Raw genomic sequence first — 26837 nt, forward strand, 5'->3', positions numbered from 1 at the left:
CGTCTCTCACCGCAACTTCAACACATGCAGAAATCATGGAAAAGCTTGACCTCAGAAGTGCACTTGAACAGGCCCTGCGCAACAACCTCAACCTGCAGCTTCGGCGCGAAGATGTCAATTCGGCCGAAGGGGCTGTCCTGAGCACGGCAGGGAAATTTGACATCCTTCTTGAGGCGGAAGCACGTGTACAAACTGAGGAACTGACTCCGATCTTTATCGGCGGGGCGGAGCGAGAGGATAGCGGACGGTGGAATGCCGAAGCTTCTAAACTTTTCAGCACCGGTACCACTATCAGTCTCGGCTGGAATAACAGCCGTTTCCAGAGTAATGGGAGTGGTCTTTTTTTTGATTCCGCCCCTATTTCCAGCCTTGAGGCGGACGGCCTGCTGATCAATCCCTCCTACAATTCCGGTATAACCCTCGGGGTGCGTCAACCGTTATTGAGAGGCTTCGGTGAAGAGACCCAGACAGCCGACCTGCGTGCGTCGCAAAAACAGCTGGAGGCAGCGACCTACCAGGTAAACAGTGAGGCGGCCAATCTCGCCGCCAAGGTAAAGATTGCCTATTGGAATCTGGTCTTTGCCCGGCAGGACATCGAGGTACAGAAACTGTCTCTGACGCTTGCCGCAAAACTGCTGAAGGAGACCGAGACAAAAATTAATGCCGGCAGATTAGCCGAAGTGGAAATCTACCAGCCGCGCTCGGAGGTTGTCAGACGTGAGGAGCAGCTCATCTCCGCCGAGCGGGCCATCGGTGTCGCCGAAGATGAGCTGAAGCTTCTCCTCAACAGCGACAGGTGGCTTATGACCTTTCAGCCGACCGACCTGCCGATCACTGACCCGATCGACCTGGACCTGCCGACTATTCTGGACAATGCCCTGAAAAACAGACCGGATGTTAAAGCAGCCGATCTCCTTACCGAAGCGGCTCTCTATGAGCAAGCAAGAGCCCAAGACGCCATTCGTCCGGACCTCTCCCTGGTCGGTGGTGTCGGCCTCGCCGGGACAGCCGGCAGCTATGGTGACTCGCTGGAGAGCAGTGTCAGTGCGCCGAACAACCTCTGGCAGGTCGGAGTGACTTTTTCCATGCCGTTGGAAAACTCAGTCGCCAGAGGCTCTTACCAGCAGGCAAAGGCCGATTATAACCGGTCGAAAACCAATGCCGAACTTCTTCGGCAGGAAATTCGCCGATCGGTGCGCACCACTGTCAGGGACGTGCACCTGGCGACCAAAGCGCTTGAGGCCACGCGAAAAACCAGCCTTGCCACCCTCAAGCGACTCGAAGCGGAACAGGCTAAATTTGCTGCCGGACGATCGACGACCCTCGATGTATTAGCGGCCCAGGAGGCTTATTCTCGAGCGCTCAGTCAGCAGAACCTGACCAGCGTCAATTACGTTGATATCCTGGCTGAGCTCGACCGCATTCAGGGCCTGGTCACCTTTCCACCTTCCCGTTGATGGCGGCGGTATAACAGTAAAATTATTATCTGAAGGTCTACTCTGATGCACAACACAACCTACTTCCTGCATGGTCTGGACTCCTCGGGCAGCGGCACGAAGGGCCGTTTTTTTGCCCGAAACTTTCCCCACGTTGTCTGCCCCGATTTTACCGGGGCTCTGCCTGAGCGGCTGCAGCAACTGGCGAAACTAGTCGATGACCAGCGGCAACTGGTCCTGATCGGCTCAAGCTTCGGCGGCCTGATGGCCACCTGCTATGCCCTGGCCCATCCTGCAAAAGTGGCCAGGCTCATTCTCCTCGCACCGGCCCTCAACTTTGCCGGATATCAACCACCCGCGCAGCTCCTGTCGACTCCCACCTTTCTGGCGATCGGTGAAAAAGACACGGTGACCCCGGCCGATCTCGTCGTTCCCCTGGCCAAAGCCACCTTTGCCGATCTTCACCTCCACATTGCCGACGACGACCATCTGCTGCATGCAACCTTCCCGCAGCTTGACTGGCAAATGCTCCTTGGCGGCTGAAACGAGTACTGCGCGCCTCGACTTCTGTCATGGTTACTGCAGCATAATGACCTGATTACATGACCTGATTGGTTCCAAAACGAAAAACCTTCGTTCCGGTACCAGGAGCTGCCGGGTTGCCTTCGCTGCAAGAGCGCATTATTATGTTGGGTAAGATGCACATCTCTCATCATATTTTATTGGAAACCACTCTTATGAACAAACACTTCCTTGTCACCATCAGTGATGATGTCGAGCACCTTTATGGCGTCCGCTTTATCTGTTCATTTTTCAAAGAGATGTCTGAACATCACCTGACCCTGCTGCATATCTGTCGCCTCGATGTCCATGGCACAGGCACGGCCCTGTCGACTATGTGGAACAACCCCGACGACAAAATCAACGGCAATCTTACCAGTGGGGCAAGGAAATCGATCGACCGGGCCATGGAATTACTCGGCAAAAGCAAAATGTCCATTGACCAGGTGTTGACGAAGACAGTGGCCGAACGCTACGGCAAGGTGAAAGACATCCTCACGGAAGGCTCGAAAGGCCTCTATGACGCCATTGTCCTCGGCCGGCGGGCATCCTATACCCTGCAGTGGGTGTTTGAAAGACCGGCGGACGAGCTGGCACAGTATATGATCAAAGACAACTGCTGCACGTCACCGCTGTGGATCTGCCCCGAGACCGAACCGGGCAGAAAAAACGTCCTGCTCTGTCTCGACGGCTCGGAGAACGCCTACCGGGCCGCAGACCATGTCGGCTTCATCCTCACCGCCCAGGACCACCATGCAATCACCCTGTTCCATGTCGACAATGCGCTCGGGGCACAGCCCGATGAGATCTTTCAGCGTGCCAAAGCCATACTCCAAGGACACGGCGTCAGCGACGCACGGATAAGCCGCAATTCGACGTGGAGCCTCTCCGTCCCTGGTGCGGTGCTCAGTGAGGCGGCAAAAGGCGGCTACGCCGCGGTGGCGGTCGGTCTGCATGGCCAGGAACATGGTCTGATGAAGGATTTCAATATGGCGGGAGGGACGACAGCTAAGCTGATCAACAAACTGGAAAAAACGGCTCTCTGGTGTGTTCCGTAATGCAGCACCGCTCTCAGTTCAACAACAGCGAATCCAAGGCCAGCTCTTCCCCCTGGGCAGTATAGAACTGTTGAAGAAGGTCCTTGACCGTCAGACTCTCTTTTTCCTTGCCGTGCAGATCAAGGAGTATTCGCCCCTGATGCAGCATAAGAAGCCTGTTGCCGAAACTGATGGCATGCTTCATGTTATGGGTAATCATCAATGTTGTCAGCTTCTGTCCCTTGACGATTTCCTGGGTCAGGTTGAGGATCATGTTCGCCGTTTTCGGATCGAGGGCGGCGATATGTTCGTCAAGAAGCAGCACTTCCGGTTTAATCATCGTGGCCATGAGCATGGTCAGCGCCTGGCGCTGACCGCCTGACAGCAGGCCCACCTTGTCAAGCAGACGATTTTCCAGGCCAAGACCGAGCTTGTGCAGTTCTTCGCGAAAGTTTTGCCGGTCGCGGTTCTTCACCCCTCTGGCCAGACCGCGTCTCTTGCCGCGCAGCCCGGCCAGGGCCATATTCTGTTCAAGAGTGGCTGAAGGACAGGTGCCAAGCAGCGGATTCTGAAAGACCCGTGATATCAGTCCGGCCCTTTTATGCTCGGGCCAGCCGGTGACATCGTGACCGGCAATGGTAATCCGCCCGGAATCGGGAAAAAAACCGCCGGCTATGCAGTTCAGCAAAGTCGATTTGCCGGCGCCGTTCGAACCGATCACCGTGATGAAATCCCCCTCATCAATCTGCAGATTGATGTCGTTCAGGGCGAAAACCTCATTGACACTTCCCTTGTGAAAATATTTTACAATGTTGTCTAATCTGATCACCGCTGAATCAATCTCTTTTTGAGGTTAGGTGTGATGAGCGCGCCGATAACCAGCAACGCTGTTATCAGGTTCAAATCACTTGGATTAAATCGAAAGTTACCAAATTCCATCCCCAGGGCCAGGGCAATGGCCAGACGGTAGACAATGGAGCCAAGCAGGGCGGCGATAAAGGCTCGGGGCATGGTCTTACAGCCAAAGACCGTCTCGCCGATAATGACAGAGGCGAGTCCGGCGACAATGGTGCCGATACCCATGCCGACATCGGCGGCGCCCTGATTCTGGGCGACCAGCGCGCCGCTCAGAGCGACCAGGCCGTTCGACAGGCCGACACCGAGAATAATTATGGTGTTGGTATTCACCCCGAGGCTGCGAATCATCTGCGGATTGTCGCCGGTGGCCAGGATTGCCTGGCCCAGCTCCGTGCCGAGAAACCAGATAATTGCAGCGAGGACCAGCAGGGCAAAGGTGCCAAAGATAAGCAGCCCGGCGTAATGCGCAGGAATGCCCAGGTTCGTCACCGAATCAAACACCGTCGTCTGACCTAACAGCGCCACATTGGGGCCGGACATAATGCGGATATTGATCGAATACAGGGCGATCATGGTCAGAATCGAGGCAAGCAGGTGGAGGATCTTGAATTTGGTGTTCAAAAATGCCGTGACCATACCGGCCATGAAGCCGCCGGCCAGGGCGAAAAGCAAAGAAAAATAGGGATTTATGCCACTGGTGATGGCCACCGCCGAGATCGCCGCACCGAGCGGCAGGCTGCCATCGACGGTGAGATCGGGAAAATCAAGGATGCGAAAGGTCAGATAGACCCCGATGACCATTATGCCGTAGACAAACCCCTGTTCTACGGCACCAAGCGCTGCATAGATTGTCATGATAAGAACCTGATCCTACTGGTAAATCTTTGTTGCCTTCTGCAGCAGGGCATCAGGCGGGGTAACCCCCATCCGCTTCGAGTAGACAACATTGATATGCAGCTGCAGATCTTTTTGAAACTGTACCGGGATGGCTTCCGGTTTTTCTCCGTTGAGGATCCTCTCGGCAATGGCCCCGGTCTGATAGCCATGTTTGTAGTAGTCAAATCCCATGGCCGCGACAGCACCTCTTTTTACCGAATCGACGTCCGCGGCAAAAATGGGCAGTTTGTTCTGCACCCCGACCTTGATCACCGATTCGAGGGCGGAAATGATGGTGTTATCGGTGGGAATGAAGATTGCCTCGGCTCTGCCGACCAGGCTTTTTGCCGCCTGATAGACATCAGCTGTCTTTGAGGCGGTGGCCTCGACCGTTTCAAAACCAAGCTTGCCGCTCAAGGCCTTGATCGAGGCAATAGTCGCCTTCGAGTTGGCCTCGCCGGCGTTATAGAGCAGTCCAAGCTTTTTAATATCGCTTTTAAAGGACAGTACCATCTTAATATGTGCTTCTATGGGCAAAAGATCGGATACCCCGGTAATACCGGGATCAGGCTGCTGCAGATCTTTCACCAGTCCGGCGCTGACAGGATCGGTCACCGCCGTGAACAGAAAGGGACGTCGCAGCTCGGCCGGTGCTTTGCTCAGGGCCTGAACACAGGTCTGGGCGGAAGGGGTGGCGATAGCCACCAGTAAATCGGCCTTTTCACCAATCATCTGCTGGGCAATCTGGGTGGCGGTGCCCATATTGGCCTGGGCATTATGGATAGTATAGTTCGCCGCAATGCCTTTTTCCTGCAGATAATCCTGAAAGCCCTGCAGTACCGCGTCGAGGGCTGGGTGCTCAACGAACTGGCTTACGGAAATGGTGACAGCGCCGGCCGCAAGGCCCTGCAGACTGATAAAAGTGCATAACAATGCCGCAGTTAAAAGCTTTTTCATCGTCAATTTCTCCCAAATAATTTTTGCTCGTTTATTGTCCCATGGAGTACAGCAGCGAAACACAACCGATGCAGAGACATCTAGCCGATTATTGTTTGCAGGTCAACGATGCTTTTGGCATTCCCTCCCCTGTGCCATGAGAGAAATGCGGCCGCCACTGCTGACTACCGGCTAAAAACTGTCCTTCAGCCGGCGGAGAGCGGTGAATATCGCCAACGGATCACCTGCTTCGCCGATACATTTTTCGGCAACCGTCCGGACAAGGCCCTCTTCCGCACAGCGCAGAAAAGGATTGGTGTGCCGCTCCAGCTCAAGGTTCGAAGGGGTGGTCAGCTGCCCCTGGTCGCGCTGGACTGTTGTCTGCCGCAGACGCCTGGCGACTGCTTCGTTGCCCGGTTCGACAAAGTGTGCAAACTTGAGGTTCTGCAGGGTATACTCATGACCAAAATAGATTTTCGTTTGGCCGGGAAGAGGTTTGATGCGACCATTCAGCGCGTCGTACATTTGTTTCGGACTCCCCTCAAACAATCTGCCGCAGCCGCCACCAAAGAGGGTGTCACCGGTAAAGAGCGCGTCCTCAACCAGATAACAGAGGCTGCCGCTGGTATGTCCCGGTGTATGCATGACCTGTCCCGTGACAGTGCCGATGCTGATTTTGCTGCCATCGGTCAGGGAATGGTTCATCCCCGGAATCCTTCTTTTGTCGCTCTCATGGCCATAAACGGCGATTCCGGGGAATTCCCCCAGCAGATCTTCCAGGCCGCCGATATGATCGGCATGGTGATGCGTGCAGTAAATTGCCTGCAACCGTACACCGGTTTTTTCAATCTCACGGGAAAGTGGATAAAATTCCGCCGGGTCGACAATGGCTGCCTCTCCGGTTTCTTCACAAAGAATAAGATAGCTGTAATTATCAAAAGAACAGGGGATGGCAACGATTTTCATCTTTCACACCTGCCGGCTGAAGGGATATGACGATACTGGTTTTTACATAGGAGATACCATACACAAAAAAGAGGATCGAATTCCAGAAATAAAAATGCCCCGTGTGCAGCTCTTATCTTCAAGGTACGGAGGAGAAGCTGCACACGGGGGGGGGGAGGAAGATATCTAACCTGTTTGTCGTGGGTCTTTTTTTATTGCTGCGGAGCATTCATCATGCCGCCGCCCATCCCTTTACCGAAACCGGGACCAAACCCGCCGCGGCCCATACCACCCATGCGACCGGGCCCGACATATTGATCAACTCCGGCCTGTTCGGCTTTTTCCTGCATGGTTGTCCGCAGATCAAAGAGTTCTCCGGTAACCTTGGCTACTGCCTGCGGATCCGGGTCTTCACTCCGCATCAGGGCCTGCTTTTCCGCTCTTTTCATCGCCATTTCTTTATGCAGCGGTTGGGTATCTTTAAAAAACTGCTTGATTTTGTCCTTGGTTGCCTGGTCCAACTGCTGGAACATCTGCCCCTGCATCTGTCCCTGCATCTGCGGACAATCACCATAACCACCGTAGCCGCCATAGCCGCCATGACCTCTGCCTCTGCCCCAGTCCGCCGATGCTACGGTTGCCATGGTAAGTCCGGTAATAAGGGCAAGTGCGATAATTTTCTTTTTCATTTCTATTCTCCTTGTTCTGTTTTTCCAGTTGCCGTGAATGGCATTGCATATTGCTTCTCAGCCGCACCTTCTAATAAGATAATCATCGGGTTGGCTCTCATCCTTTAACTTAAATATTGCAACTGTGATGCCAGAACAAGAAAAACATCCATATTATTGATTTTATATGTAAATTTTTTACAAGAGAGATGAGCAGCGCAGGGATACAGTCTGGGCTAGGGAGAAATTACCCAGCCGGCAGGAGAAAACTAGGTAAATATTCCCCACCGTTCTCCGGGGTACAACAGACAATTGGTGCGATATCAGTCATTGATGTCACCATCTTTGGCAATATCCCGGTGAAAGACCGTCAGCTGCACCGGGAGTTTGCCAAGGAAGGCAGCAATTTTCTCGGTGACGGCAACCGACCGGTGCCTGCCGCCCGTGCAGCCGAAGGCTATTCGGAGTGTTTTTTTGCCGGCGGCGCTGTTCTGTTTGACAAGGAATTGCAGCAAGGGCTCAAGGTGGTGAAAAAACGTCTGGGCCTCGGCGCTCTGCAGAACATAGTCGGCAACATCTTTCACCCGGCCGGTCTTTGGCCGTAGCTCGACAACCCAATACGGATTGGGCAGAAAACGGACGTCCCAGACCAGGTTCACATCCACCGGGTCACCGTATTTGAACCCGAATGAGTAGAGCACTACCCTCAATTGCTCCGCATCACCCATTGCCGGCACCTCCGTACACCTTGCCCAGCTTCATTCGCCAGGCAAAATATTTTTCTACGCCATACACCATCGATTATCCTTTATGAAGACGCCTGACCGCTGTCGACCAGATTGAGAATTCTGGGCACGACACCGCGCCGATTTGCCGGGCGGAGATAGTTTACTGCCGGATAGCCAAGGGCAATGACACTATATATTTCCTCGTCGGCAGCAATACCGACCCGCGTTTTTAACGCCGCATCACGACGCATCGCCTCGACGACAAAGCCGATCAGACAACTGCCGAGTCCCATGGCGTGGGCGGCCAGCAGGATATTCTGCGTGGCCAAGAGCGCATCTTCAGCCGGGCAGCTTGCCGCCTTTTTGCCGGTCACCAGAATGGCCGCAGCAGCGCCATGAAACAGTCGATCGCTGCCTTTTTCATCCCAGTCCCGCAGCGCCTCGGCCACTGATGCATAGTAGCTGCGGTAATATCGACCCAAACCGTCACCGCCGAAGATTCGTAGCAAAAATCGCAGCAAGGGGTTTTCCGCAAGCCGGTTCAGTTTTCGATAATAATCGGCCACCATCCCGCCCAGCACCAGCAGATTGGCGCGTGTCGGAACAATAATAAAATTCCACGACTGACTGTTCGTACCGGAGGGAGCAGTCGTACCTATTTTTACCAGGTCTTCAAGCATTGCCATGCCGACGGATTTGCTCCGGTATTTTCGACAGGAACGCCTGGAGCGCATCAGTGCGACAAGCGCGGAGACATTGGTTGTCCCGGGAGGGACAGCACCCTGCTCTTCTGCCATGGTACGAAGCCCTAATTGCAAGGGCCGCTGCGGCAGTTGTACTGCATCTGCCGGACAGACGGCCTGACACTGGCCGCAGAGAAAACAGTCCTTGAGCACAGACACGGCCCGGCCATCCCGCAAAACGATGGCCCGGGAGGGACAGATCTCGACACAGATACCGCAGCCGGTGCATTGTGCCGTATCAATGATTATCTGGTGCATTATCTTGCTCCCGTGCGGTGCTGGCCACCATCTTGTTTGCCGGTGCAACTTCCCTTTCGGAATCAACAACTTTGCAGTGGTTATTGTCTGGGAGTTGGTGTAAAAACTGAATCCTGCCATGGTCTGCTGGTCATGATATACCTTTTTTCACCATAAACACCACAAAAGATGCCGGATTTTCTCAAAAAATTGTTTCGTTACCACCGCCATCGGGAAGTTCTCAGAGTCTGCCTGCCACTGGTTATCAGTCTGTCGGCGACAACGGTGATGGAATTTACCGACCGGGTGTTTCTCGCCAACTACTCCATCGAGGCCATTTCCGCGGCACTCCCGGCGGGCATCACCTCCTACCTCTTTATCGCCTTTTTCGGCGGCGTCGGTGGCTACGCCGGGGTGTTTATCGCCCAGTATACCGGCCGGGGCAATCCCCGGAAAATAGGCGTCGTCCTCTGGCAGGGAATATATTTCACCCTCGCTTCCGGTGCAATTCTCTGGCTGCTGGCCGTTTTTGCCACCAAACCGATTTTCGCTCTGGCCGGTCATAGCGAAGACATCCGTCAGCTCGAAGAGATATATTTTTCCATTCTCTGCAAAGGCTCCATCCTGCATGTGGCGATGGCGACGCTGGCGACGTTCTTTACCGGCCGAGGGCTCACCAGGCCGGTCATGCTCATTACCTTTCTCGGCGTTTTTATCAATATCCCTCTCGATTATGCGCTGATTTTCGGCCGCTGGGGCATGCCGCAACTGGGCATCGAGGGTGCCGCCATCGCCACGGTAGTGGCCTGGGGCATTAATGTCCTCTTTCTGGCCGGCCTGATCTTTAGCCAAAAGAACGACCATCGTTTCGGCGTTTTCTCCAGCTGGCGATTCGACCGGGACATCTTCATCCGCCTCATGCGCTTCGGCATTCCAGGATCCTTGCAGTTTACCATGGATATCCTGGCCTTCACCCTGTTCATTCTGCTCGTTGGCCGCATCGGCACAGCCGAGCTGGCGGCAACGAATATCGTTCTGTCCATCAACGCCCTGGCATTTATGCCTTCGATGGGCGCATCCCAGGGCATGAGCGTGCTCGTCGGCCAGGCGCTCGGCAAAAACAACCCGGCTTTGGCCGCCTCCTATGTCGTCAGCGGCTGCCAGTTGCTCATCGCCTACATTCTGGTCATCGACCTCATCTTTATTTTTGCCCCTGATTTTGTTCTCGCCCCGTTTATGGCTTCTGACCAGGGCACAGCTTCGCAGCAGCTGGTCTTCGGCTATGGCCAGACGCTGCTGAAGATCGTCGCCGCCTACCTTTTTTTCGATGCGCTGTACATGGTCTTCAGCGGCGCCCTAAGAGGTGCCGGCGATACCCGGTTCATGATGCTGGCCATCGGCATGGTCTCGCCGTTCTGTCTTATTCTTCCGGTGTATATCGGCATTGAATTCTTCCAAATATCCATCACCACCGCCTGGCTCTGGGTGCTGCTCTTTATTACCGTCCTTTTTCTCCTCTCCGCTTTACGTTACCGCCACGGCATCTGGAAAAAAATGCTGGTTATCGAGGACGAGTCTCAAAGCTGAGCAGTATCTCGCCCTTCCGAGACTTTTACGGCAATTTTAAGACGCCTGGTTAAAAAGAGGGCCAGACAAATCATCGAGAAAAGCTGCAGCAGAAAAGCAGACCAGCCGAAGCTGTGGAAGATGGCCCCCGGCAGTACCGACCCCAAGGTGCCGCCGGTATAATAGAATGAAATGTACAGGCCGTTGGCGATGGCTTTATTCTGGGAGGCGAGCTTATTGACAAAACCGGACAACAGGGAGTGGGCAGTAAAGAGCCCGGCACAGAAGACAAACATGGTGACAAACATCACCAGGAAGTTTTCGATCAGGAAAAAAAGCAGCCCCACCCCGAAAACCACGATACCTGCGCCGATGGCATCCGATTCATTGCCGAAACGGTTGATAATCCGTCTGGTATTCAACGACACGACAATGCCCATACTGTAGCCGAGATACAAGATACCTATGCCTGTTTCCCCGAAAGCGGGGTTGATCTTTTTCAATTCAAAGGGCAGAAAATTCATCAGCGCGGCAAAGACAAAAAAGAGACAAAAAATCGATGTGTAGAGCCAGAAAAACTCCTTTGCCCGCAACAGGCCGAGGATCTCGCTCAGCTTTGGTCTGGCATAGTGCAACCTGGCATCCCGGACCATGTCTTTGAGCAGATAGCAATTCACGAGCAGCAACAGGCCAAGGATAAAAAAGAAAAATCGCCAGCCGAAAAGATCGGTGCACAGGCCGGAAAGAAAACGTCCGAGAAATCCACCGAGTATAGTCGCCGCAATATACGCCGCTATGGCATGCTGCACCTTTTCTTTTGGCGAAGAGTAGCTGATATAGCTCATCAGCGACGTTAATATTGCCGGGATCATCAGCCCCTGAATAGCCCTGATACCCAGAAGAGTGAGGTAATCCCCGGCCAGGGAAAAAAATATTTCCAGGATACCGAGGAAAAAAAGTGCCCAGCGCACCATCACTTTGGCGGAAAAGGATTCGAGGATATACCCGTAGAAGAGAGGCGCTACCCCGAGGGGGGCCATCATCAAGGTGGTGAACAGAATGGCCTGGAAATCGGTCAGCTGGAATTCCTGTTGAAACAGCGGCTGGATCGGCTGGGCGGCATAGAGCGAACAGAAGGTGATAACCGTGGTGAAATACAGATACTTATTGGCGGAATAGGTCACGAAATGCGTCCTTGTTATCAGTCGTCACGAACAAAGGCGCCGAGCCTCAGGCGACTACAGAGAGCATCTTCTGCATGGCTGCCAGGTCAAAGGGCTTGGCAATACCCCCGGAAAACCCATATTCCCGACAATTGACCATAATCGGATCGGTCGAATAGCCGCTCGACACAAACACCTTCGCCTGACGATCGATAATCAGAATCTCAGTCACCGCCTCTTTTCCACCCATTCCGCCGGGGATGGTCAGATCCATGATCACCGCCGTAAACGGCATACCACTCTCCTGATGTTTTTTATACTCCTCTACGGCATCGAGGCCATCAGCAACATGTACCGCCTCAAAGCCGAGATACTCAAGCATCTGGCAGGCGATTTCTCCAACCATGTCTTCGTCATCCATGACCAGAATCTTTTTCTTCTTCTCCTGTGTTACCAAAGGTGATTCCTCCGACAATATGGACATTTTTTGCCACAATTAGTGTAATGTATTAAACAAGAATGCCAGAAAAAAAACAAGGCCGTCAAGGTATTTGCCAGTTTCACCAAGGACAACTTCTTGGCGGCGCGGCAGGCAACCTTTCTGGTGACTCCTTCTCAGTGAAAAAGGTTTATTACCAATTTCTGTTCTTCATCGTCAACCATCTTATATGTCAAAGAACGCCAAACAGTTGATCTACAGTGATTACTGGAACGACCATCTCGTGGAAATCGAGGATAAAGGTGACCTGCGTTCTCTCTATTTTGGTGATCGTTCGCTGCAGAGCCGCATGTCGCTCTCCACCCCGCATACTCTGGTCTTATCCTACACCTGCCATATGGTCTTGCCGCTGCTCATCAACCCCTCTCCCCGGAATATTCTCGTGGTCGGCATCGGCGCCGGCTCTTTTATCCGTTTTTTTCATCACCATTTTGCCGATTGCCGTATAGATGCCGTCGACTATTCCCCGCAGCTCATCGAAGCAGCCAAAGACTATTTTCAACTGCCGGAAAACAAGAACATCTCCCTCTACTGCGCCGATGGCCGCAGTTTTCTGCAGGACAACCGTTCGAAAGAATACGACCTGGTACTGATCGATGCCTTTGACGATCAGGGCATGGCACCGACGGTCTACTCAGAGCTGTTTTTCAGCCTCTGTGCAGACTCTCTTCGCCCGGATGGCGTTATCAGCTGTAATCTCTGGAGTGACGACAGGGCGCGCCTGCAGGAGATCAAAACATTTCTTGCCGAATATTTCACCAGCTGTCTCTATCTCCCTGTTCCCGATCGCGGCAATATCGTCGCCGTGGCCATGCCTTTTGCAACGCCCTGGTCACGCATCTGTCTGAAAAAAAAGGAGGTGGTCGCACTGACCAAAAAGTACGGCGTCAATTTTCGCCAGCTCATCGAAGGAGCACGACGCAACAACCTGAGCTTATCAGAACGGGTGGCCGCCTGGCTGCGATAAAGGGTTTAGAGCACATTCCCGCTCGGCATATGGCTTTCGGCAATTCTTGTCCGCTGATCGATAAGATCATCAATCTCCCTCCGCCAGTAATCCCGCGAGCCGAAACCGTCAATGGCCCGGGTGATGCCGTCGCCTTGTACCTGATGTGCACACCAGGCCATATAATGGATAAAGCGCATCGCCCGGAGCGGCTCGATCAGCCGCAAGGTTCTTCGGTCAAATCGCCGAAAGGTTTCATAGCCTTCAAGAAAGAGCTCCAGTTCGACAAACGATTCATCCACCTCCCCCGGCAGGAGCATCCAGACATCCTGCACCGGCGGGCCCATGGCCATATCATCAAAATCAATGAGATAAAATGACTCGCCCGGCCGGTGGATGATATTGGCAAAGTGGCAGTCGCCATGGATACGGATACTTTCTGTTTCGGTAAACAAGGGCTGGATGTCAGCGATGATGGCATTTGCCGCCTGCTCCAGCGGTGCCTTCATGTCCTCCGGCACGCAGGGTGATCTGAGCAGGTAGGCGAGCTGCTCACGGGTCGAGCGGTGCGGAGCCATGGTGATTCGATGTTTCGCCTTAACGGTCTCGCCTACCTTGTGCACTCTGCCGAGCAGACGGCCCAGCTGAAGCCACTGTTCGTCATTGAATTCGTCGACGCTTCGTCCGCCGCATTTAGGAAAAACACTGAACAGGACGTTATCGCTCTCGGCAAGGGTCGTGCCATTTTTAAAAAGAAGCGGAGCGACGACGGGTATTTCCTGCGCGGCCAGATCAAGCAGAAATCTGTGTTCGTCGAGGATGGCCTCTTTTGTCCAGCGGCCTGGCCGGTAAAACTTCACCACCATGCGGACCTTGTCGATTGTTTCAATCTCAAAGACCCTGTTGATATAACTGTTCAGTGTGCGAAACAGATTATTACATCGAATCCCGAGCTCCTTTTCGACAAGATTCAGGACCCGGTCCGGGCCCAATTGTTGAAAATCTTCACCCGTTTCTCCCAGCTGACTGGCCATTTTTCCGTTTCCTTTGTTTCTATGCTGCATTATGCGCTGCCCGGATATATACGGCAGTCCGAAGCATCAAGCGTTATGTTTTCAACATAATGTGAAAATTTCATCATCCGATGCATACAGTATGCACTGACCGGCAAAAGAACAGCCAAGCGACAAACGATTGTGATAGTAGCACGTTCAGGTCCTTTCAGGAAGCGACTGCTGCAAATGAGGGTCAACCCTTCCAAAGATTTTCAGGATTTTGAAAAAGGATTGGGCAGATCATTTTCAGCGGTGTATGGTCACATTCCGGCGCGTGGGTAATTTTTCACCCTCGATAACCACGTATCACTACGGGATTTCAGCTATCTTTGTATCTTTTTGCTGACAACAACCAAACAACACTATCGGCCCAGATGAACAATATCCACAAAACTGCCGTCGACGAGTCATCAAGTGTCACGACCGGTGGCTACTGCAGAAGATGCGGCAGGGAGCATCGCCTTGGTCCCGGCAATACTCGGCAGCACTGCCGGGAGCTTATGCGCCGATTCGATGACCTTCAGACAATTGATCTGACATTTGATCCTTCCGCACCCCAAGCGAAACCCCATACAACACTGGGGACCGCGCCGCTCTTCGGTCCAGCCCGGGGAAAGATGTTCGGGGTGCTGGAATGTCTGAGACCGAACGGCACAACCGTCATCCTGTATGCCTTCTCCGGACAATACCACGGCAGCTGGCTGGTTGAAGGGTGGGTACCGCCCCTGTTTGACACCCTCGATTTCCTGTCGCTGACCGTCGAAAAAGAACACCAGATCAAGGAGCTTGGCCGAAAAATCGAGCAGGGTGTAGCGCATTCCGGCGACTGGCTGGCCCAGAGGAAAAAGCGCCGCCTGCTCTCGCAAAACCTGATGCGCGAAATCCACAACCTGTACAGTTTACACAACTTTCGGGGAGAAACAGCCGGCCTGGCTGCAGCTTTTACCGGCAGCAGGGGTATCCCCACCGGTACCGGCGACTGCTGTGCACCAAAACTCCTCAATTTTGCGGCAAAAAACAACCTTCGTCCGCTGGGCATACATGAATTTTTCTGGGGAAGAGAAAACAGAGCAGGCGGACATCGGCATGGTGCCTTCACCTCCTCCTGCGCGGAGAAATGTCAGCCGATCCTCGGCTTTATGCTGTGCGGACTCGACGAATGGGCAGAGACTCCCAGGTGAGCAGCAAATGAACTGGCCGCCGGACATCAAAATTATCTACCACGACAGCGAAATCGTCGTCATCAATAAACCGGGGGGACTGCTCGCCGTGCCCGGACGAGGTGCGGAGAAACAGGACTGTGCCGCCGCCCGACTGCGCCGTCATTTCCCGGAAATGATCCAGCAGCCGGCAGTGCACCGACTGGACATGTACACCTCCGGCCTGATGGTTTTTGCCATGACCACCGCAGCCCATCGATTTCTCTCCGCCCAGTTTGAAAAACGTGCGGTCGACAAAAAATATATCGCTGTTGTTCTCGGGTGCATTGCAGAAACCGGCGGGGAAATTCACCTGCCCTTTCGTCTCGACCCGGACAACCGCCCGCGGCAGATATACGATCCTGTTCATGGCAAAATCGGCATCACCCGGTGGCAAAAACTGTCTGCCGACGAGACCACGACCCGCATACAATTTACCCCTTTGACCGGCCGCACCCACCAGCTCCGTGTCCACGCAGCCCATCCGCGGCCGCTGGGACTGGGCGCGCCGATCGTTGGCGACAGCCTCTATGGCAGCGGCAAGGACGGGGACCAGATGCTGCTCCATGCCTGCTTCCTGCAGTTTCTCCACCCCGTCAATGGGGAAACCGTCACCTTTCACTCCCCTCCATCTTTCTGACGGACCTCATTCCTTCCGGAGCTGGAACCCGTTTTTTCATTATTTTTCTGGGAGTTGGAGAAGCCACAGATCCCCTTTTACCCAGTTGCCCTTTTCTTTTCTCAACAACGTTTTCCGGTTGGCCGCGACCTGCCAGCCGGTCGCCTGGGACACTTCCTTTATATAGGCAGGCGTATGGGCAAATCTGCCGGTGTGCTGCAATTGATAGCCGCAGCCGTCAATGTTTTCCGTCGAAAAACAGCACAGAACGTCCCGACGGGCGCGTTGCCTGAGCAGCGATAAGGTCTCGGCAAGCTCGCCCACATAGGCAAAGACATCGGCGGCAAGATAGAAGTCGTAGCTTTCCCTGGTCGACTTGAGAAAGTTGACGATATTGCCGACATGCAAATTTCGGTAGAGGTCTTTGGCCGCGGCAAAGGCAATCATTTTCTCCGACAAATCTATGCCGTCGAGCACGGCAATGGTGTCCCTGAATGCCTGGCCGCCAAGACCGGTGCCGCAGCCAAGATCCAGTCCCTGGTCATAGGTTTTTTTCCAGGCAGAACCACTGTCCACCACGCCTCTGATCGTCGTCGGTACGCAATACTCCAGCTCGACGACCAGACTTTGTTCGTAGTGCGACGAATAATTATCAAAAACATTCTTGACATACGAATCCGGCGAGCTGGCCGTCCCCGAACCGGTCAGCGCCGCAAGCATATGTTGTGCCGCCTGATGATCCGGCTGGTACTGTAACACCCGTTGATAATAATAGACGGCGCGCTCAGTCTGCCCGGTACGGTGGTAGACATAGGCCAGATTGCTGTTCGCCGACGGATGATCCGGCACCAGCTGCAAGACCTTGAGATAGTTTTCTATGGCGTGGGCGGGTTGTCCACTGTCCTTGTAACAGCCGGCAAGATTGTAGAGCGTGTCAGTGCTCGCCGGCTCCATCTGCAATATCCGTTGATAGGAAAGAATCGCCCCGGCCAGGTCCCCGGTTTTTTTCTGAGTCAAGGCAAGATTAAACAGGATATCCATATCTTCCGGACTGAGAGCAGCGGCTCGGGCAAAAGCATCCCGGCCGTTTTCGTACTCCCCCTGCTCGAAGTGGACCAGGCCAAGATGAAAGTGCAGCAGCGGCGCCTCGGGAAAATAATGCAGCAGACGCTGATAAGCGGCTCCGGCTGAATCGAGCAATCCGTTCTGGTAATCCTCGTTTGCTCGAACAAAAAGCTGATTCATTTCTTCATTGGACGGCTGGTTGGGCATGTTCATGATACGGACATATTACGGGAAGAATGATGGGAATTTTCAGCTTGCCATAGGAGGTTGCCCGAGAATAGCAATTTTCTCTCAGATCGAGGCAAACTTGAAAAAATTAGCGCAGGCATATACTTAATATTCCGAGGATAATTTTTTCGAATTTAACGAAGATATGGGGGAAAAGGGCATTCTCGGACAGCCTCCCAGAAAGCAAACGTGGCTGTGAGGTCGTCCTCTATTCGACCGGATCAGCGAAAAATCTGCATTAAATTGGGCGACATTGTAGTGGATCTTATCTTTTCATACAATATTTTTTGGCTCCATTTTGTCAAGAGGTTTTAAAGCCTTCCAACGCAAACGGCAACGCCCCAATGGTCTCAGCCCTTCCTCTCCTCCGCCGCAGCCTGTCCTTTGCCGGGCAGCAAGAGACTAAGCCCCATCCCGGTCCCAGCCAGAACCGCCGCCAGCAAAAAGCTGGAGGAGAAGGTGCCGCTCTGCTCGGCAAGAAAACCGGCGCAGACCGGACCAATGATCTGGCCGATGCCAAAAAGAAAGGTGACAAACCCAAAGAGGGCGGCGGTCCGTTCAGGGCCGGCATGGTCGCCGACCAGCGCAGCCATGATGGGCGGGATACTCCAGGCAACGAGACCAAAACAGGCGAGAGAGATATAGACGGAAAACATCGGCAGCCGTGCGGCAGCGAGCAGGTAAGCGGTGGTCTGGATGAAAAAGACGGCCGCCAGGGTCGCCTTGCGTCCGTAGCGATCAGAAAGGGAACCAAACAGCGGCCCCGAGGCCAGGCTGAGCAGTCCGACCCAGGCCCAGAGGCTGCCGGCCGCCTGTTCGGTCAGACCGCGTTCCTGGACCAGGGCGGTAACGAAAAAGGTGACGTAAATGACATAGGTGCAGCCAAAGAGAAAATAGATCGCGCCGCAATGGTAAAATATATTTTTACCGGCGACCTGCTGCCCCGACCGGTTTTGGCCCTGCTTTTCAGCCGGGGCTGCCGTCCCTGTCACGGCAGGTGTCGTCGTGCTCTTCGTGCTCTCTCCCAGCTCCTCCGGTCTATTGCGAAACAGCACAAAACTCAGCAGGGCCATGCTTCCGGCAAGGCAGCCAAGAACAACCCAGCTTACCCGCCAGCCCCCCGCCATCTCGTTTAACACCGGAACCCCTTTGCCGGTGACTAATATCCCCAGCCCACTACCCATGACACATAATCCTGCCGCCCTGCCCCGACTCCTGCCGTCGAACCATACCGACATAAGCGCCATAATCGGCACATTGGACAGAGCGCTGCCGACCCCGGTCAAAAAATAGAGCGGAAGAATCAACAGAAAGTGACTGGAAAAACCGACAAGGACCATGGAAAGAGCAACCAGAGCCAGGGCGGCGGAAATAAGCAGACGGGCGCCGAACCGCGCCGTCAGGACCCCGCAGAGCAGGACCGCCAGCAGGTAGCCGCAAAAATTGATGGTGCTGATCAACCCCATCTGACTGTAGGAAAGCGCCAGCGCCTCGCCCATCGACGGCAGCATCATGCCAAGGGAAAACCGCCCCAGACCAAGACTGGCAAAAAGACCGGCAATCCCTGCCAGAACAATGATCCAGCGATAAGAAGCTGTCTTTATACCTGTCACCTTTCGTTCTCTATCCAGCAGGGGGGTTCAGCCAGCATTGGCCTTTGCGTCAAACCGTTCGACAAGGTGCTTGAATTGGTCATTGAACATGACATATATGGGTAAGTTTCCTTACCTGTCTCGCCAGGAGGCAACGAACACCGAACCAAATCCAAGGGCCAGCATCAGGTGAAAGACGAAAAAACTATATTCCTTAAAACGAAAACCCATCAACAATCCTGCACAAAAGAGCAGCGTCAGCAGTCCCTCGATGATCAGATTATTGGAGATTGGAATTTTCTGCCTCCCATCGGTCGTCAGCCGGGTGCGTCCGACGATATTGTATTTGGGCGTGCGGACAAAGGAAGATTTGATCCCCATATAGCCCTCAATCACTGCGATTGAATTATGAAAACTGAGTCCCATGGACATGACCAGCAGGATCGGGAAATAGCCGATAAGCGCCAGGACCTGCTGCAGAGACAAGGGACGGGGCAGGAGCTTGATGTTGGCGTAAAAAAATACCGCGGCTACCCCTGTCAACCCGAGGAGCGAGACACTGAGAATTCGAGTGTCGATCCTCGGGTTATCTAAAAAAGGCAGCAGAGCGATGCTGGTAAAGGCAAGCATCAGCACAGCCACAAAGATTGAGCTGTTGAACAGGTGTGCCAGGGCATGCAGCTTCGTGGTGAGATTGAGATCGCTCCTGAGGATAATCGGGGTCATGCGGCGGGCGTTTTCGGCACCGCCTTTCATCCACCTGAATTGCTGCGACCTTATCCCGTTCATCTCCACAGGCAACTCGGCTGGAGCTTCGACATCCTCCAGGTAGACAATTTGCCAATTTTTCAACTGCGCCCGATAGCTGAGGTCAAGGTCCTCGGTGAGAGTGTCCGCCTTCCAGCCACCGGCGTCGTCGATGGCCTGCTTTCGCCAGATACCGGCAGTACCGTTAAACTGGAGAAAATGTTGTGCAGATTTTCTGCCCATCTGCTCAATGGTGAAATGGACATTCAACTGCAGGGCCTGCAGCTTGGTGAACAAAGAATAGTTCTCGTTGAGGTGGGTCCAGCGTGTCTGCACCACACCGACTTGTTTATCCTGAAAATAAGGCACGGTATTTTGCAAGAATTTTTTATCAGGCAAGAAATCTGCATCAAAAATGGCAACGAATTCCCCTTTCGCCTGTACAAGTCCCTTAGACAGAGCTCCGGCCTTGTATCCTGATCGATCTGTTCGATGAAGAACGTGTATGTCGAATCCCTTTTTGCGGTACTGTTCTGCTTTTTTTTCGCAGAGACGGGTGGTTTCATCGGTGGAATCGTCGAGGATCTGCACCTCAAAACGGTCGCGGGGATATTCCATGGCAACGATGTTATCCACCAAACGTTCAGCGACATAGGGTTCGTTAAACAGGGGCAGCTGAATGGTGACGAACGGCAGGACGAGCTCATCGAGCGGGGGGGGACAGGCCGGTTTCTTTTTTCTGGTGTAATGAAACAGCAGGTTGAGCTGCAGAACATTATACATCAGAATGAAAGCAAGACAAAATATGTACAGTCCGAAAAGTAAATAGATCAAAGAGGATCCTCAAATTAAAAAATAAAACGCTTCCTGGACATCAAATGCGTGAGCAGAATCAAACCCATTTACAAACAGGCGGACTGCAAAAACCAAGAAAACAAAATGACGGCAGAAAAGAATTCTCGGCCGTCATTTCTCAAATCATAAATTTTGCAGGACCTTGTTTCGTACCTCAAGAGGTGGATGGTCTTTGAAAAGGCCTGCCATACCGCTCACTTTGGGTCCGATCGATTAGCCGCTCCATGGTCGGCAGCATACACCTTTTTTCTTAAAAACTACACCACGATAATTGAAGCATAATGTCCAAATGCTCTTTCGGCTAAGAGACAAAAGATTCTTTCACCGCCTCGATGTTCATGCCGTACCATGGCATAGTCTGTCCCCCGTTGTCAGGGAATTTTACCCCTCAAGGAACCTGCAGAAATCCATCAGGTACCAGACTTGTCGCCTGCATGACCATATTGATGGCCCGATGCTCCAACCAGGTATCCGCCTCTCGGTTGACTTTTTCGTCCCAGAATTGTTCGATGTGTTCGCCCACCGACTGGTAATGCATGAGCTTGTCGAGGCGAGTCAGGAGAGCAGCACTTTCTGTAAATGCGTCGGTCTCCTCCAGTATCAGCGCTTTTAGCCTGGCAATCGCATGCAAGCCGATAGACAGGCCGAATTCCCTGAAGGCCAGACGGTAGGATGCAGGCAGCCGCAGAGGGTTCATCTGCAGATAGGTTTCCAGTCCCAGATGGGCGGAGTCAAGCAGGGCCGGCAGCAGGTTGCTCTCGGCAAAGCTGCCTCTGACCATCATCTGCGCCACCTGGAGGGCATTGCATAGCAGGCCGCCGATGCCGAGCGGGTCTTCAGTCGCCCAGCTCAGCCCGCGACAGATGTCTGCCAATTCATTGATTTCCGTGGTGAAGTTCAGGCGAGACGCTTTTTCCGGGGCAGGGCTCCGGCCTGCCTGCAACTGACTGTAGATGATGAAGCCTTCAAGAGGGTCATGAAGCCCCATGGAGGGGACCAGGGGCCGAGTGAGGTCTATACTCATCTTCCAGTGGATATACTTCCGTCCGTTCATAGCCGAGGCAAAGACGAAACCGGCATGGATTTTTTTGGCAAGCTCCCCGGCCCAGCGGTAATACATCTCTGTTGAGGTGGCCTTACCGACGCATTGGAGGGCATGTATCCATTTGAGCAGATAGTGATAGTACTGGCCGTCGCGGTCCCATTCCATTTTCTCGTCATAGGGCTCGTCCAGGCCGCGCTCGTTCATCTTCTTGCCGATGCGCAGGCCGCCCGCCGTAGGATGCAGACGCCCCTGCTCTGCACTGAGACCGCTGATCCAGCCCCGTCTCGGGTCATTTACAGCATAACGGCCAAGGGTTGCATGGACCTGATCGACCAGGGAGAGGGCAAGGGATCTGTACTTGTCCTCACCGGTAAGGCGATACAGCTCGAGGAAGTTGCACACGGCAAAGGCATCGGTCCACAGGTAACGCTGCGGTTGCGTGGAGACTGGCGAAAGCCCGGTCTGCTCGGCAAACTCCGCCATAATTTGTTGTACAAGAGATAATGCCGCGTTCTTTTTCATCGTTTCCAGCTGAGGATGCGCCTAACATCAGTCCAGGAGGTCCTTGTTTATTTCATATCACCGTACCAGCGGCCTTGGCCTCTTCCCGTTTATTTTTGCTCTTTTGCATGTACAAGACCAGGGCGACAACCACCAGGCCGATACCATCGGTGAGAAAGGTCGGCCAGTAGAGCAGAAGGGTCGCCGGGGCCAGCAGCAGCCACTCGACCACGGAGGTGCGGCGAATCCAGAAACCCATCATCAGCGCCGAGAAGGCGATGGTGCCGAGAACTGCCGAGAAGAACGATGAGAAAATCCGGAAGGGTGTCGGGACGATTTCACTTCTGATCAGTGTACCCTCGGAGTTGATCATCGATCCGGGGGCGGCATATACCTGCACAACCTTGGCGTCCCTGCGGGCCTTGATCTCTTCAACCTTGTCACCGATGCGCACCAGGGCGACAACCTCGCCCGCACGATATTCCTGCTCTTCCTTGACGTTGATCTGCATGACGGTTGCGAAAGGCGCCTCTATCTCCGGCATCTTCACCTCAACTATCTTTCCCTGAAAGAGGATCGACGGGGTAAAAGCAAACAGCAGCGGCATGACATAGAGCATCTTGGCAAACTTGAAAGCGGTCCAGCCGGTTTTCCAGGGATCGGAACCGGCAATTGCCGCACCGGCATAGGCGGCAACGCAGACCGGCGGGGTGATGTTGGAATCCTGACTCAGCCAGTAGACGATCTGGTGGGCGACGACTGCGGCAACACCGAAGGCCCCGAGGGCAGGTACCGCCAGGACGGCCACGATAAGGTAGGAGGCAGTCACCGGCACGCCCATGCCGAGCACCAGGGAAGCCAGCGCAATGAGGATGATCGCCAGCAGCAGACTGTTGCCGGCCAGAGCGATGATCAGATCGGAGAACTTCAACCCCATGCCGGTGAGGGAGATAACCCCGACGATAACGCCGATGACCCCCACCGTCGCGCCGATAATCAGCGTGTTTCGCGCCCCGGTCTGGATCGCTTCCCAGATCTCTTTTGGCCCCATCCGGGTCTCTTTATTGACCCAACTGACGGCGACGCAGGAGATGGTCGCCCAGAAGGCGGCAAACCCTGGAGAACGGCCGATAAGCATGAGAACGGTGATGATAACCAGCGGCAGGGAAAAATACCAGCCTCGTCGCAATACCGTCTTCCAGTGCGGAAATTCGTCATCCTGTATACCGACTATTTTCAGCTTTTTTGCCTCGAAATGGATCATGCAGAAAACTGAAAAAAAATAGAGCAGGGCCGGCCCGACCGAGATGATCATGATGTAGGAATAGGGCAGCCCGGTGAGTTCGGCCATGAGAAAGCCGCCGGCACCCATGATCGGCGGCAGAAACATGCCGCCGATGGAGGCGGCCGGTTCGATGGCGCCGGCGACGTGGGGCCGGAACCCGGCCCGTTTCATCAGCGGGATGGTGAATGCCCCGGTGGAGACGGTATTGGCGATAGCACTCCCGGAGACCGAGCCGAACAGGGCCGAGGCGATGACAGCCACCTTGGCGGGGCCACCGGTGCTACGACCGGCGAGGGCCAGGGGTAAATCGATGAAAAAACGCCCGGCCCCTGATTTGTGCAGAAACGCCCCGAAAAAGATAAAGAGGATAACATAGGTGGCAAGAACCCCGGCCATGACGCCGAAAACGCCGTTGGTGGTCAAAAACAGGGCATTACAGATGCGCTCGAAGGAAAACCCCCGGTGAGCGAGCAACTCCGGCAGAAATGGGCCGTAGTAGGCAAAAGCCACCATCGAAGCGCCGATCAGGGTGAGCGACAGACCCAGCACTCGCCGGCACACCTCAAAGGAGACAAGAATACCCGTGATACTGATTAATGAGTCCAGTTCATTTTCCGCCCCGGCACGCCAGTTGAGCGCCTCGAATTGACTGAGCCAGTAATAGACCACTCCCCCCGCCACCATGGCAAAAAGGACGTCGGAGAGCGTCGGGTTGTGGCGCCAACGTTTCTCCAGGAATCCGTCCATAAAAAAAAGACCCGCGGCCATGGCACCGATGGCCAGAAAAAATGGCCAGATGGCTGCTGCCTTCGCTAGGGACTCAGCGAGCCTGTCCATCTTGAAACTGTCGGCCAAGGTCATGATCATCTGGTAGAAAACGACATGATCCCGATAAATAAAGAGAATGGCTATGACGCTTACCAATACGGTCGACAACAGCAGACTGAGAACCACGCGAACGGTTGGCGATCCGGCCGGGTAGAGGAGAAAAACGAGAACATAGGTGATAAACACATAGATACCGAGATGATACTGGGTACCTACTGAAGAAATGCCGGCGGCATAAAAATAAAACAATACCAGGCCGGCACCCAGGAGGGCAATGACCAGTTTCCAGAAGCCGGTTGGATTCCGGTGAGCCTTGGCATCCTTTTCGACCAACTCTTTCAGCTTGTTCTTTTCATCTTTGCTGAGATCGGCAAAATCATTATCAAGATCGGTCGACATAGGCTGCTCCGTTTGGGTGAACTGAGAGGGGGTGGCCCGGGCGGAACCACAGGGGTGTGAGCCCCTGTGGTTCTATGAAACGATAGACTACTTGAGCTGCTGGGCCTCACTCAGCGAGAGCCCTCGCCCGGTCCAGTACTTCTCGGCACCCTTATGAACCGGGGTGACGATACCGCGCAGACCATCGGCGACAGTCATTGACTTGGCGGTGGTGGTGACACTGACCATGAAAGCCAGCCCTTCATCGGAATAAATATCTTCCAGAGCCCTGAAGGCATGGTCTTCGCTGACATGTTTTCCGGCCACCCAGATGGCCGAATCCTGAATGGTGGCGACATCTTTGTCAACACCCTGATAGGTACCGGCGGGAATGGTCACCTCGGTATAATAGGGATTATCGGTGAAAAATCCGGATTCCTTCCCCGTTTCGACCAGGTCGAGGATCTTGATGCGGTTACTGGCTGCGGCCTGGATCACCGAAGAGTTCGGAAAACCGGCAAAGACCCACATGGCATCGATCAGGCGATCGCCCAGAGCCGAAGCGCCCTGGCTGTAACCGATGAATTCGGGGGTGAATTTATCCCAGAGACCGGTGGAGGTAAAATAGCGCTGCGCGGAGGCCGCTGCTCCAGAACCGGCCGGGCCGACGGCGACTCGCTTGCCGGCCAGATCCTTGACACTGTTGATACCGCTGTCTTCAAGAACCAGCAGGTGTGCCGGGGCACCGTAGAGATAAGAAAGTGAATATACATTCGGATACTGCTTGGTGTCGTTGGTCAACTTGCCATGCAGACCGAGAAACAGATCTCCTGCATAGACAATGCCGAAATCGGCCTCACCGGAGTTTACCCGGCGCAGGTTTTCGACTGAACCTGCCGATGCCATGTTGGAAACTTCCATGTCTGCCTGGGTACGGGAAAGACGTGAGGAAACGGCATTGGAAAAATACTGGAAAGTCCCGCCGTCGGGACCACCGGAAAAGGCCAGGCGCGCTTTAGCCGCCTCCGCTTGATGACTTGAAAAGACCAGGATGGTGAAAAACAGCGCCGCTGACAGGGTGGTGATGAGCTTTCTGGTGTGAAACATGAGATTCCCTCCTTGGGTTGTGATTCATGCGTTTAAACGCAAGTAGACAACTTTGTCATAGAGTATCAATATCATATATCTACATCATATACATTATTCATGCAATCTGTTTCCACACCATATGTAAGGTAGAAACATGTCTTAAATGTCGTGAGATACAACAAACATGACAAGGATCGAGACCGGTTTTGGCCTCGGATTAGGCATCAAGCCCACAATGACTGCGGTGTGGAATATGTGTGGCCTCAAGAATAGCAGTGGCTGGCTGTTTTCATCCCTAAAGTTGACTGATAAAATATTTAGCGTCCTGAAATACCGGACAGTCCAGTTAAGCAGGACAATAAAAATCATCTTTTTATTATGTTTTCCTCATAAACAGACCTTGAAAGAAATCGCCTAAATGATGGTATAAAAATTGCTTAAGAAAACAAAACATCCTTATACGAACAATAGATGCATGATTTACATCTCCATTTTTATGAGGAGGCATTATGAGCCACAAGGAAGACGAACAAGATATTGCCGGCTATAGCCGCCGGGGATTCATGCAGTTTATCGGGGTCGGCGCCGGAATTGTCACGACCTCCCTGTTTTCTCCCCCTCTGTTCAAACAGCTGCAGGCCGCCCCGGGACAGGAAACAGTGCCTCAGGCATCGCTACAGCAGATTGAGCTCACCATCAACGGCAACGTCTATAACCTCCTGGTCGAGCCACGTTTTTCTCTGCTCTATGTGCTGCGCGAGATTATCGGACTTGGTGGAACGAAAATGGGCTGCGACAGAGGCGAGTGCGGCTCCTGCACGGTGCTGATTGACAACGTGCCCAGGTATTCCTGCCTGACCCTTGCGGTTGAAGCTGAAAACACGGAGATCACCACCGTCGAGGGCCTGCTGGACGGCGAGGAACTTGGCCCGGTCCAGACCGCATTTGTCGAAGAGGATGCCTTTCAGTGCGGCTACTGCACATCTGGACAGATTATGGCGGTTGAGGGCTTGCTGCGTAAGGTTGACTCGCCTTCTCCCGAGGACATCAGACAGGGCTGTTCCGGAAATCTGTGCCGCTGCGGGGCCTATCAGAATATCTTCGCCGCTGCCGACAAGGCGGCCCGGCTAAAAAAAACGTAGGGAGAGGAAC

General features: G+C 53.8%; 25 protein-coding genes. 9 read left to right on the top strand and 16 right to left on the bottom strand.

Annotation, left to right across the window (positions count from 1 at the left end):
* The first annotated feature begins 35 nt into the window (after positions 1 to 35).
* The 3 genes from ACYQ8U_RS03860 to ACYQ8U_RS03870 all read left to right on the top strand — a co-directional run bounded on the left by ACYQ8U_RS03860 (position 36) and on the right by ACYQ8U_RS03870 (position 3055).
* On the top strand, positions 36 to 1457 hold the full coding sequence (locus tag ACYQ8U_RS03860; protein ID WP_459944196.1) for a TolC family protein: 1422 nt from the start codon (positions 36 to 38) through the stop codon (positions 1455 to 1457).
* Positions 1458 to 1502: 45 nt separating this feature from the next.
* A complete protein-coding gene (locus ACYQ8U_RS03865) occupies positions 1503 to 1979 on the top strand; it encodes an alpha/beta fold hydrolase (protein ID WP_459944197.1) in 477 nt (158 codons plus the stop codon).
* Positions 1980 to 2173: 194 nt separating this feature from the next.
* Positions 2174 to 3055 carry a universal stress protein gene (locus ACYQ8U_RS03870; RefSeq protein WP_459944198.1) on the top strand — a complete coding sequence of 294 codons (882 nt, stop codon included), beginning with the start codon at positions 2174 to 2176 and terminating at the stop codon, positions 3053 to 3055.
* Positions 3056 to 3068: 13 nt separating this feature from the next.
* On the opposite strand, the gene ACYQ8U_RS03875 is transcribed toward ACYQ8U_RS03870, so the two are convergent.
* The 7 genes from ACYQ8U_RS03875 to ACYQ8U_RS03905 form a co-directional block, all read right to left on the bottom strand.
* The gene (locus tag ACYQ8U_RS03875; protein ID WP_459944199.1) at positions 3069 to 3863 is read right to left on the bottom strand and encodes an ABC transporter ATP-binding protein; all 795 of its coding nucleotides are present in this window, start codon (positions 3861 to 3863) and stop codon (positions 3069 to 3071) included.
* On the bottom strand, positions 3860 to 4747 hold the full coding sequence (locus tag ACYQ8U_RS03880; RefSeq protein ID WP_459944200.1) for an ABC transporter permease: 888 nt from the start codon (positions 4745 to 4747) through the stop codon (positions 3860 to 3862). Before ACYQ8U_RS03880 ends, ACYQ8U_RS03875 begins: the two co-directional genes overlap by 4 nt.
* Positions 4748 to 4762: 15 nt before the next feature.
* Entirely contained in the window at positions 4763 to 5725 is a 963-nt protein-coding gene (locus ACYQ8U_RS03885; protein ID WP_459944201.1) for an ABC transporter substrate-binding protein, read from the bottom strand.
* A gap of 171 nt (positions 5726 to 5896) precedes the next feature.
* The gene (gloB, locus tag ACYQ8U_RS03890) at positions 5897 to 6670 is read right to left on the bottom strand and encodes a hydroxyacylglutathione hydrolase (protein ID WP_459944202.1); all 774 of its coding nucleotides are present in this window, start codon (positions 6668 to 6670) and stop codon (positions 5897 to 5899) included.
* A 191-nt stretch (positions 6671 to 6861) separates the two neighbouring features.
* Positions 6862 to 7338 (bottom strand): periplasmic heavy metal sensor, encoded by a 477-nt coding sequence (locus tag ACYQ8U_RS03895; protein ID WP_459944203.1) that lies wholly within the window; start codon positions 7336 to 7338, stop codon positions 6862 to 6864.
* 302 nt (positions 7339 to 7640) lie between these two features.
* Complete coding sequence (locus tag ACYQ8U_RS03900; protein WP_459944204.1) at positions 7641 to 8045, bottom strand: RapZ C-terminal domain-containing protein; 405 nt, start codon at positions 8043 to 8045, stop codon at positions 7641 to 7643.
* An 80-nt stretch (positions 8046 to 8125) separates the two neighbouring features.
* On the bottom strand, positions 8126 to 9046 hold the full coding sequence (locus tag ACYQ8U_RS03905; RefSeq protein WP_459944205.1) for a nitroreductase family protein: 921 nt from the start codon (positions 9044 to 9046) through the stop codon (positions 8126 to 8128).
* A gap of 168 nt (positions 9047 to 9214) precedes the next feature.
* Here ACYQ8U_RS03905 and ACYQ8U_RS03910 point away from each other — a divergent pair, with 168 nt between their 5' ends.
* Positions 9215 to 10612 carry an MATE family efflux transporter gene (locus ACYQ8U_RS03910; protein WP_459944206.1) on the top strand — a complete coding sequence of 466 codons (1398 nt, stop codon included), beginning with the start codon at positions 9215 to 9217 and terminating at the stop codon, positions 10610 to 10612.
* Here ACYQ8U_RS03910 and ACYQ8U_RS03915 read toward each other — a convergent pair.
* Together ACYQ8U_RS03915 and ACYQ8U_RS03920 are read right to left on the bottom strand one after the other, a co-directional pair.
* Positions 10603 to 11775 (bottom strand): MFS transporter, encoded by a 1173-nt coding sequence (locus ACYQ8U_RS03915; protein WP_459944207.1) that lies wholly within the window; start codon positions 11773 to 11775, stop codon positions 10603 to 10605. The genes ACYQ8U_RS03910 and ACYQ8U_RS03915 overlap by 10 nt on opposite strands.
* Before the next feature lie 46 nt (positions 11776 to 11821).
* Positions 11822 to 12211 carry a response regulator gene (locus ACYQ8U_RS03920; RefSeq protein WP_459944208.1) on the bottom strand — a complete coding sequence of 130 codons (390 nt, stop codon included), beginning with the start codon at positions 12209 to 12211 and terminating at the stop codon, positions 11822 to 11824.
* Positions 12212 to 12422: 211 nt separating this feature from the next.
* Between ACYQ8U_RS03920 and ACYQ8U_RS03925 the strand changes: the two genes are divergently transcribed.
* On the top strand, positions 12423 to 13220 hold the full coding sequence (locus ACYQ8U_RS03925) for a fused MFS/spermidine synthase (protein ID WP_459944209.1): 798 nt from the start codon (positions 12423 to 12425) through the stop codon (positions 13218 to 13220).
* A 5-nt stretch (positions 13221 to 13225) separates the two neighbouring features.
* On the opposite strand, the gene ACYQ8U_RS03930 is transcribed toward ACYQ8U_RS03925, so the two are convergent.
* Positions 13226 to 14233, bottom strand: a complete 1008-nt coding sequence (locus ACYQ8U_RS03930) for a serine/threonine protein kinase (RefSeq protein WP_459944210.1) — start codon at positions 14231 to 14233, stop codon at positions 13226 to 13228.
* A 395-nt stretch (positions 14234 to 14628) separates the two neighbouring features.
* Between ACYQ8U_RS03930 and ACYQ8U_RS03935 the strand changes: the two genes are divergently transcribed.
* Together ACYQ8U_RS03935 and ACYQ8U_RS03940 are read left to right on the top strand one after the other, a co-directional pair.
* Positions 14629 to 15435, top strand: coding sequence for a hypothetical protein (locus ACYQ8U_RS03935; protein ID WP_459944211.1), 807 nt, complete (start codon positions 14629 to 14631; stop codon positions 15433 to 15435).
* A gap of 7 nt (positions 15436 to 15442) precedes the next feature.
* On the top strand, positions 15443 to 16093 hold the full coding sequence (locus ACYQ8U_RS03940; protein WP_459944212.1) for an RluA family pseudouridine synthase: 651 nt from the start codon (positions 15443 to 15445) through the stop codon (positions 16091 to 16093).
* Positions 16094 to 16132: 39 nt separating this feature from the next.
* On the opposite strand, the gene ACYQ8U_RS03945 is transcribed toward ACYQ8U_RS03940, so the two are convergent.
* From ACYQ8U_RS03945 to ACYQ8U_RS03955, 3 genes are all read right to left on the bottom strand, one after another.
* On the bottom strand, positions 16133 to 17350 hold the full coding sequence (locus ACYQ8U_RS03945; RefSeq protein WP_459944213.1) for a class I SAM-dependent DNA methyltransferase: 1218 nt from the start codon (positions 17348 to 17350) through the stop codon (positions 16133 to 16135).
* 365 nt (positions 17351 to 17715) lie between these two features.
* Positions 17716 to 18978: an MFS transporter gene (locus ACYQ8U_RS03950; RefSeq protein WP_459944214.1), complete on the bottom strand. Its 1263-nt coding sequence runs from the start codon at positions 18976 to 18978 to the stop codon at positions 17716 to 17718.
* 111 nt (positions 18979 to 19089) lie between these two features.
* On the bottom strand, positions 19090 to 20487 hold the full coding sequence (locus tag ACYQ8U_RS03955) for a cellulose synthase family protein (RefSeq protein ID WP_459944215.1): 1398 nt from the start codon (positions 20485 to 20487) through the stop codon (positions 19090 to 19092).
* Positions 20488 to 20582: 95 nt separating this feature from the next.
* Between ACYQ8U_RS03955 and ACYQ8U_RS03960 the strand changes: the two genes are divergently transcribed.
* The gene (locus tag ACYQ8U_RS03960; protein ID WP_459944216.1) at positions 20583 to 20735 is read left to right on the top strand and encodes a hypothetical protein; all 153 of its coding nucleotides are present in this window, start codon (positions 20583 to 20585) and stop codon (positions 20733 to 20735) included.
* A 212-nt stretch (positions 20736 to 20947) separates the two neighbouring features.
* Here the strand turns inward: ACYQ8U_RS03960 and ACYQ8U_RS03965 are convergent, their stop codons facing one another.
* From ACYQ8U_RS03965 to ACYQ8U_RS03975, 3 genes are all read right to left on the bottom strand, one after another.
* A complete protein-coding gene (locus ACYQ8U_RS03965; RefSeq protein WP_459944217.1) occupies positions 20948 to 22126 on the bottom strand; it encodes a hypothetical protein in 1179 nt (392 codons plus the stop codon).
* A gap of 52 nt (positions 22127 to 22178) precedes the next feature.
* Positions 22179 to 24617, bottom strand: coding sequence for a TRAP transporter permease (locus tag ACYQ8U_RS03970; protein ID WP_459944218.1), 2439 nt, complete (start codon positions 24615 to 24617; stop codon positions 22179 to 22181).
* An 87-nt stretch (positions 24618 to 24704) separates the two neighbouring features.
* Positions 24705 to 25703, bottom strand: coding sequence for a TAXI family TRAP transporter solute-binding subunit (locus ACYQ8U_RS03975; RefSeq protein ID WP_459944219.1), 999 nt, complete (start codon positions 25701 to 25703; stop codon positions 24705 to 24707).
* Positions 25704 to 26194: 491 nt separating this feature from the next.
* Between ACYQ8U_RS03975 and ACYQ8U_RS03980 the strand changes: the two genes are divergently transcribed.
* Complete coding sequence (locus tag ACYQ8U_RS03980) at positions 26195 to 26827, top strand: (2Fe-2S)-binding protein (RefSeq protein WP_459944220.1); 633 nt, start codon at positions 26195 to 26197, stop codon at positions 26825 to 26827.
* Positions 26828 to 26837: the final 10 nt, after the last annotated feature.

The organism is Desulfocastanea catecholica, assembly GCF_054657295.1.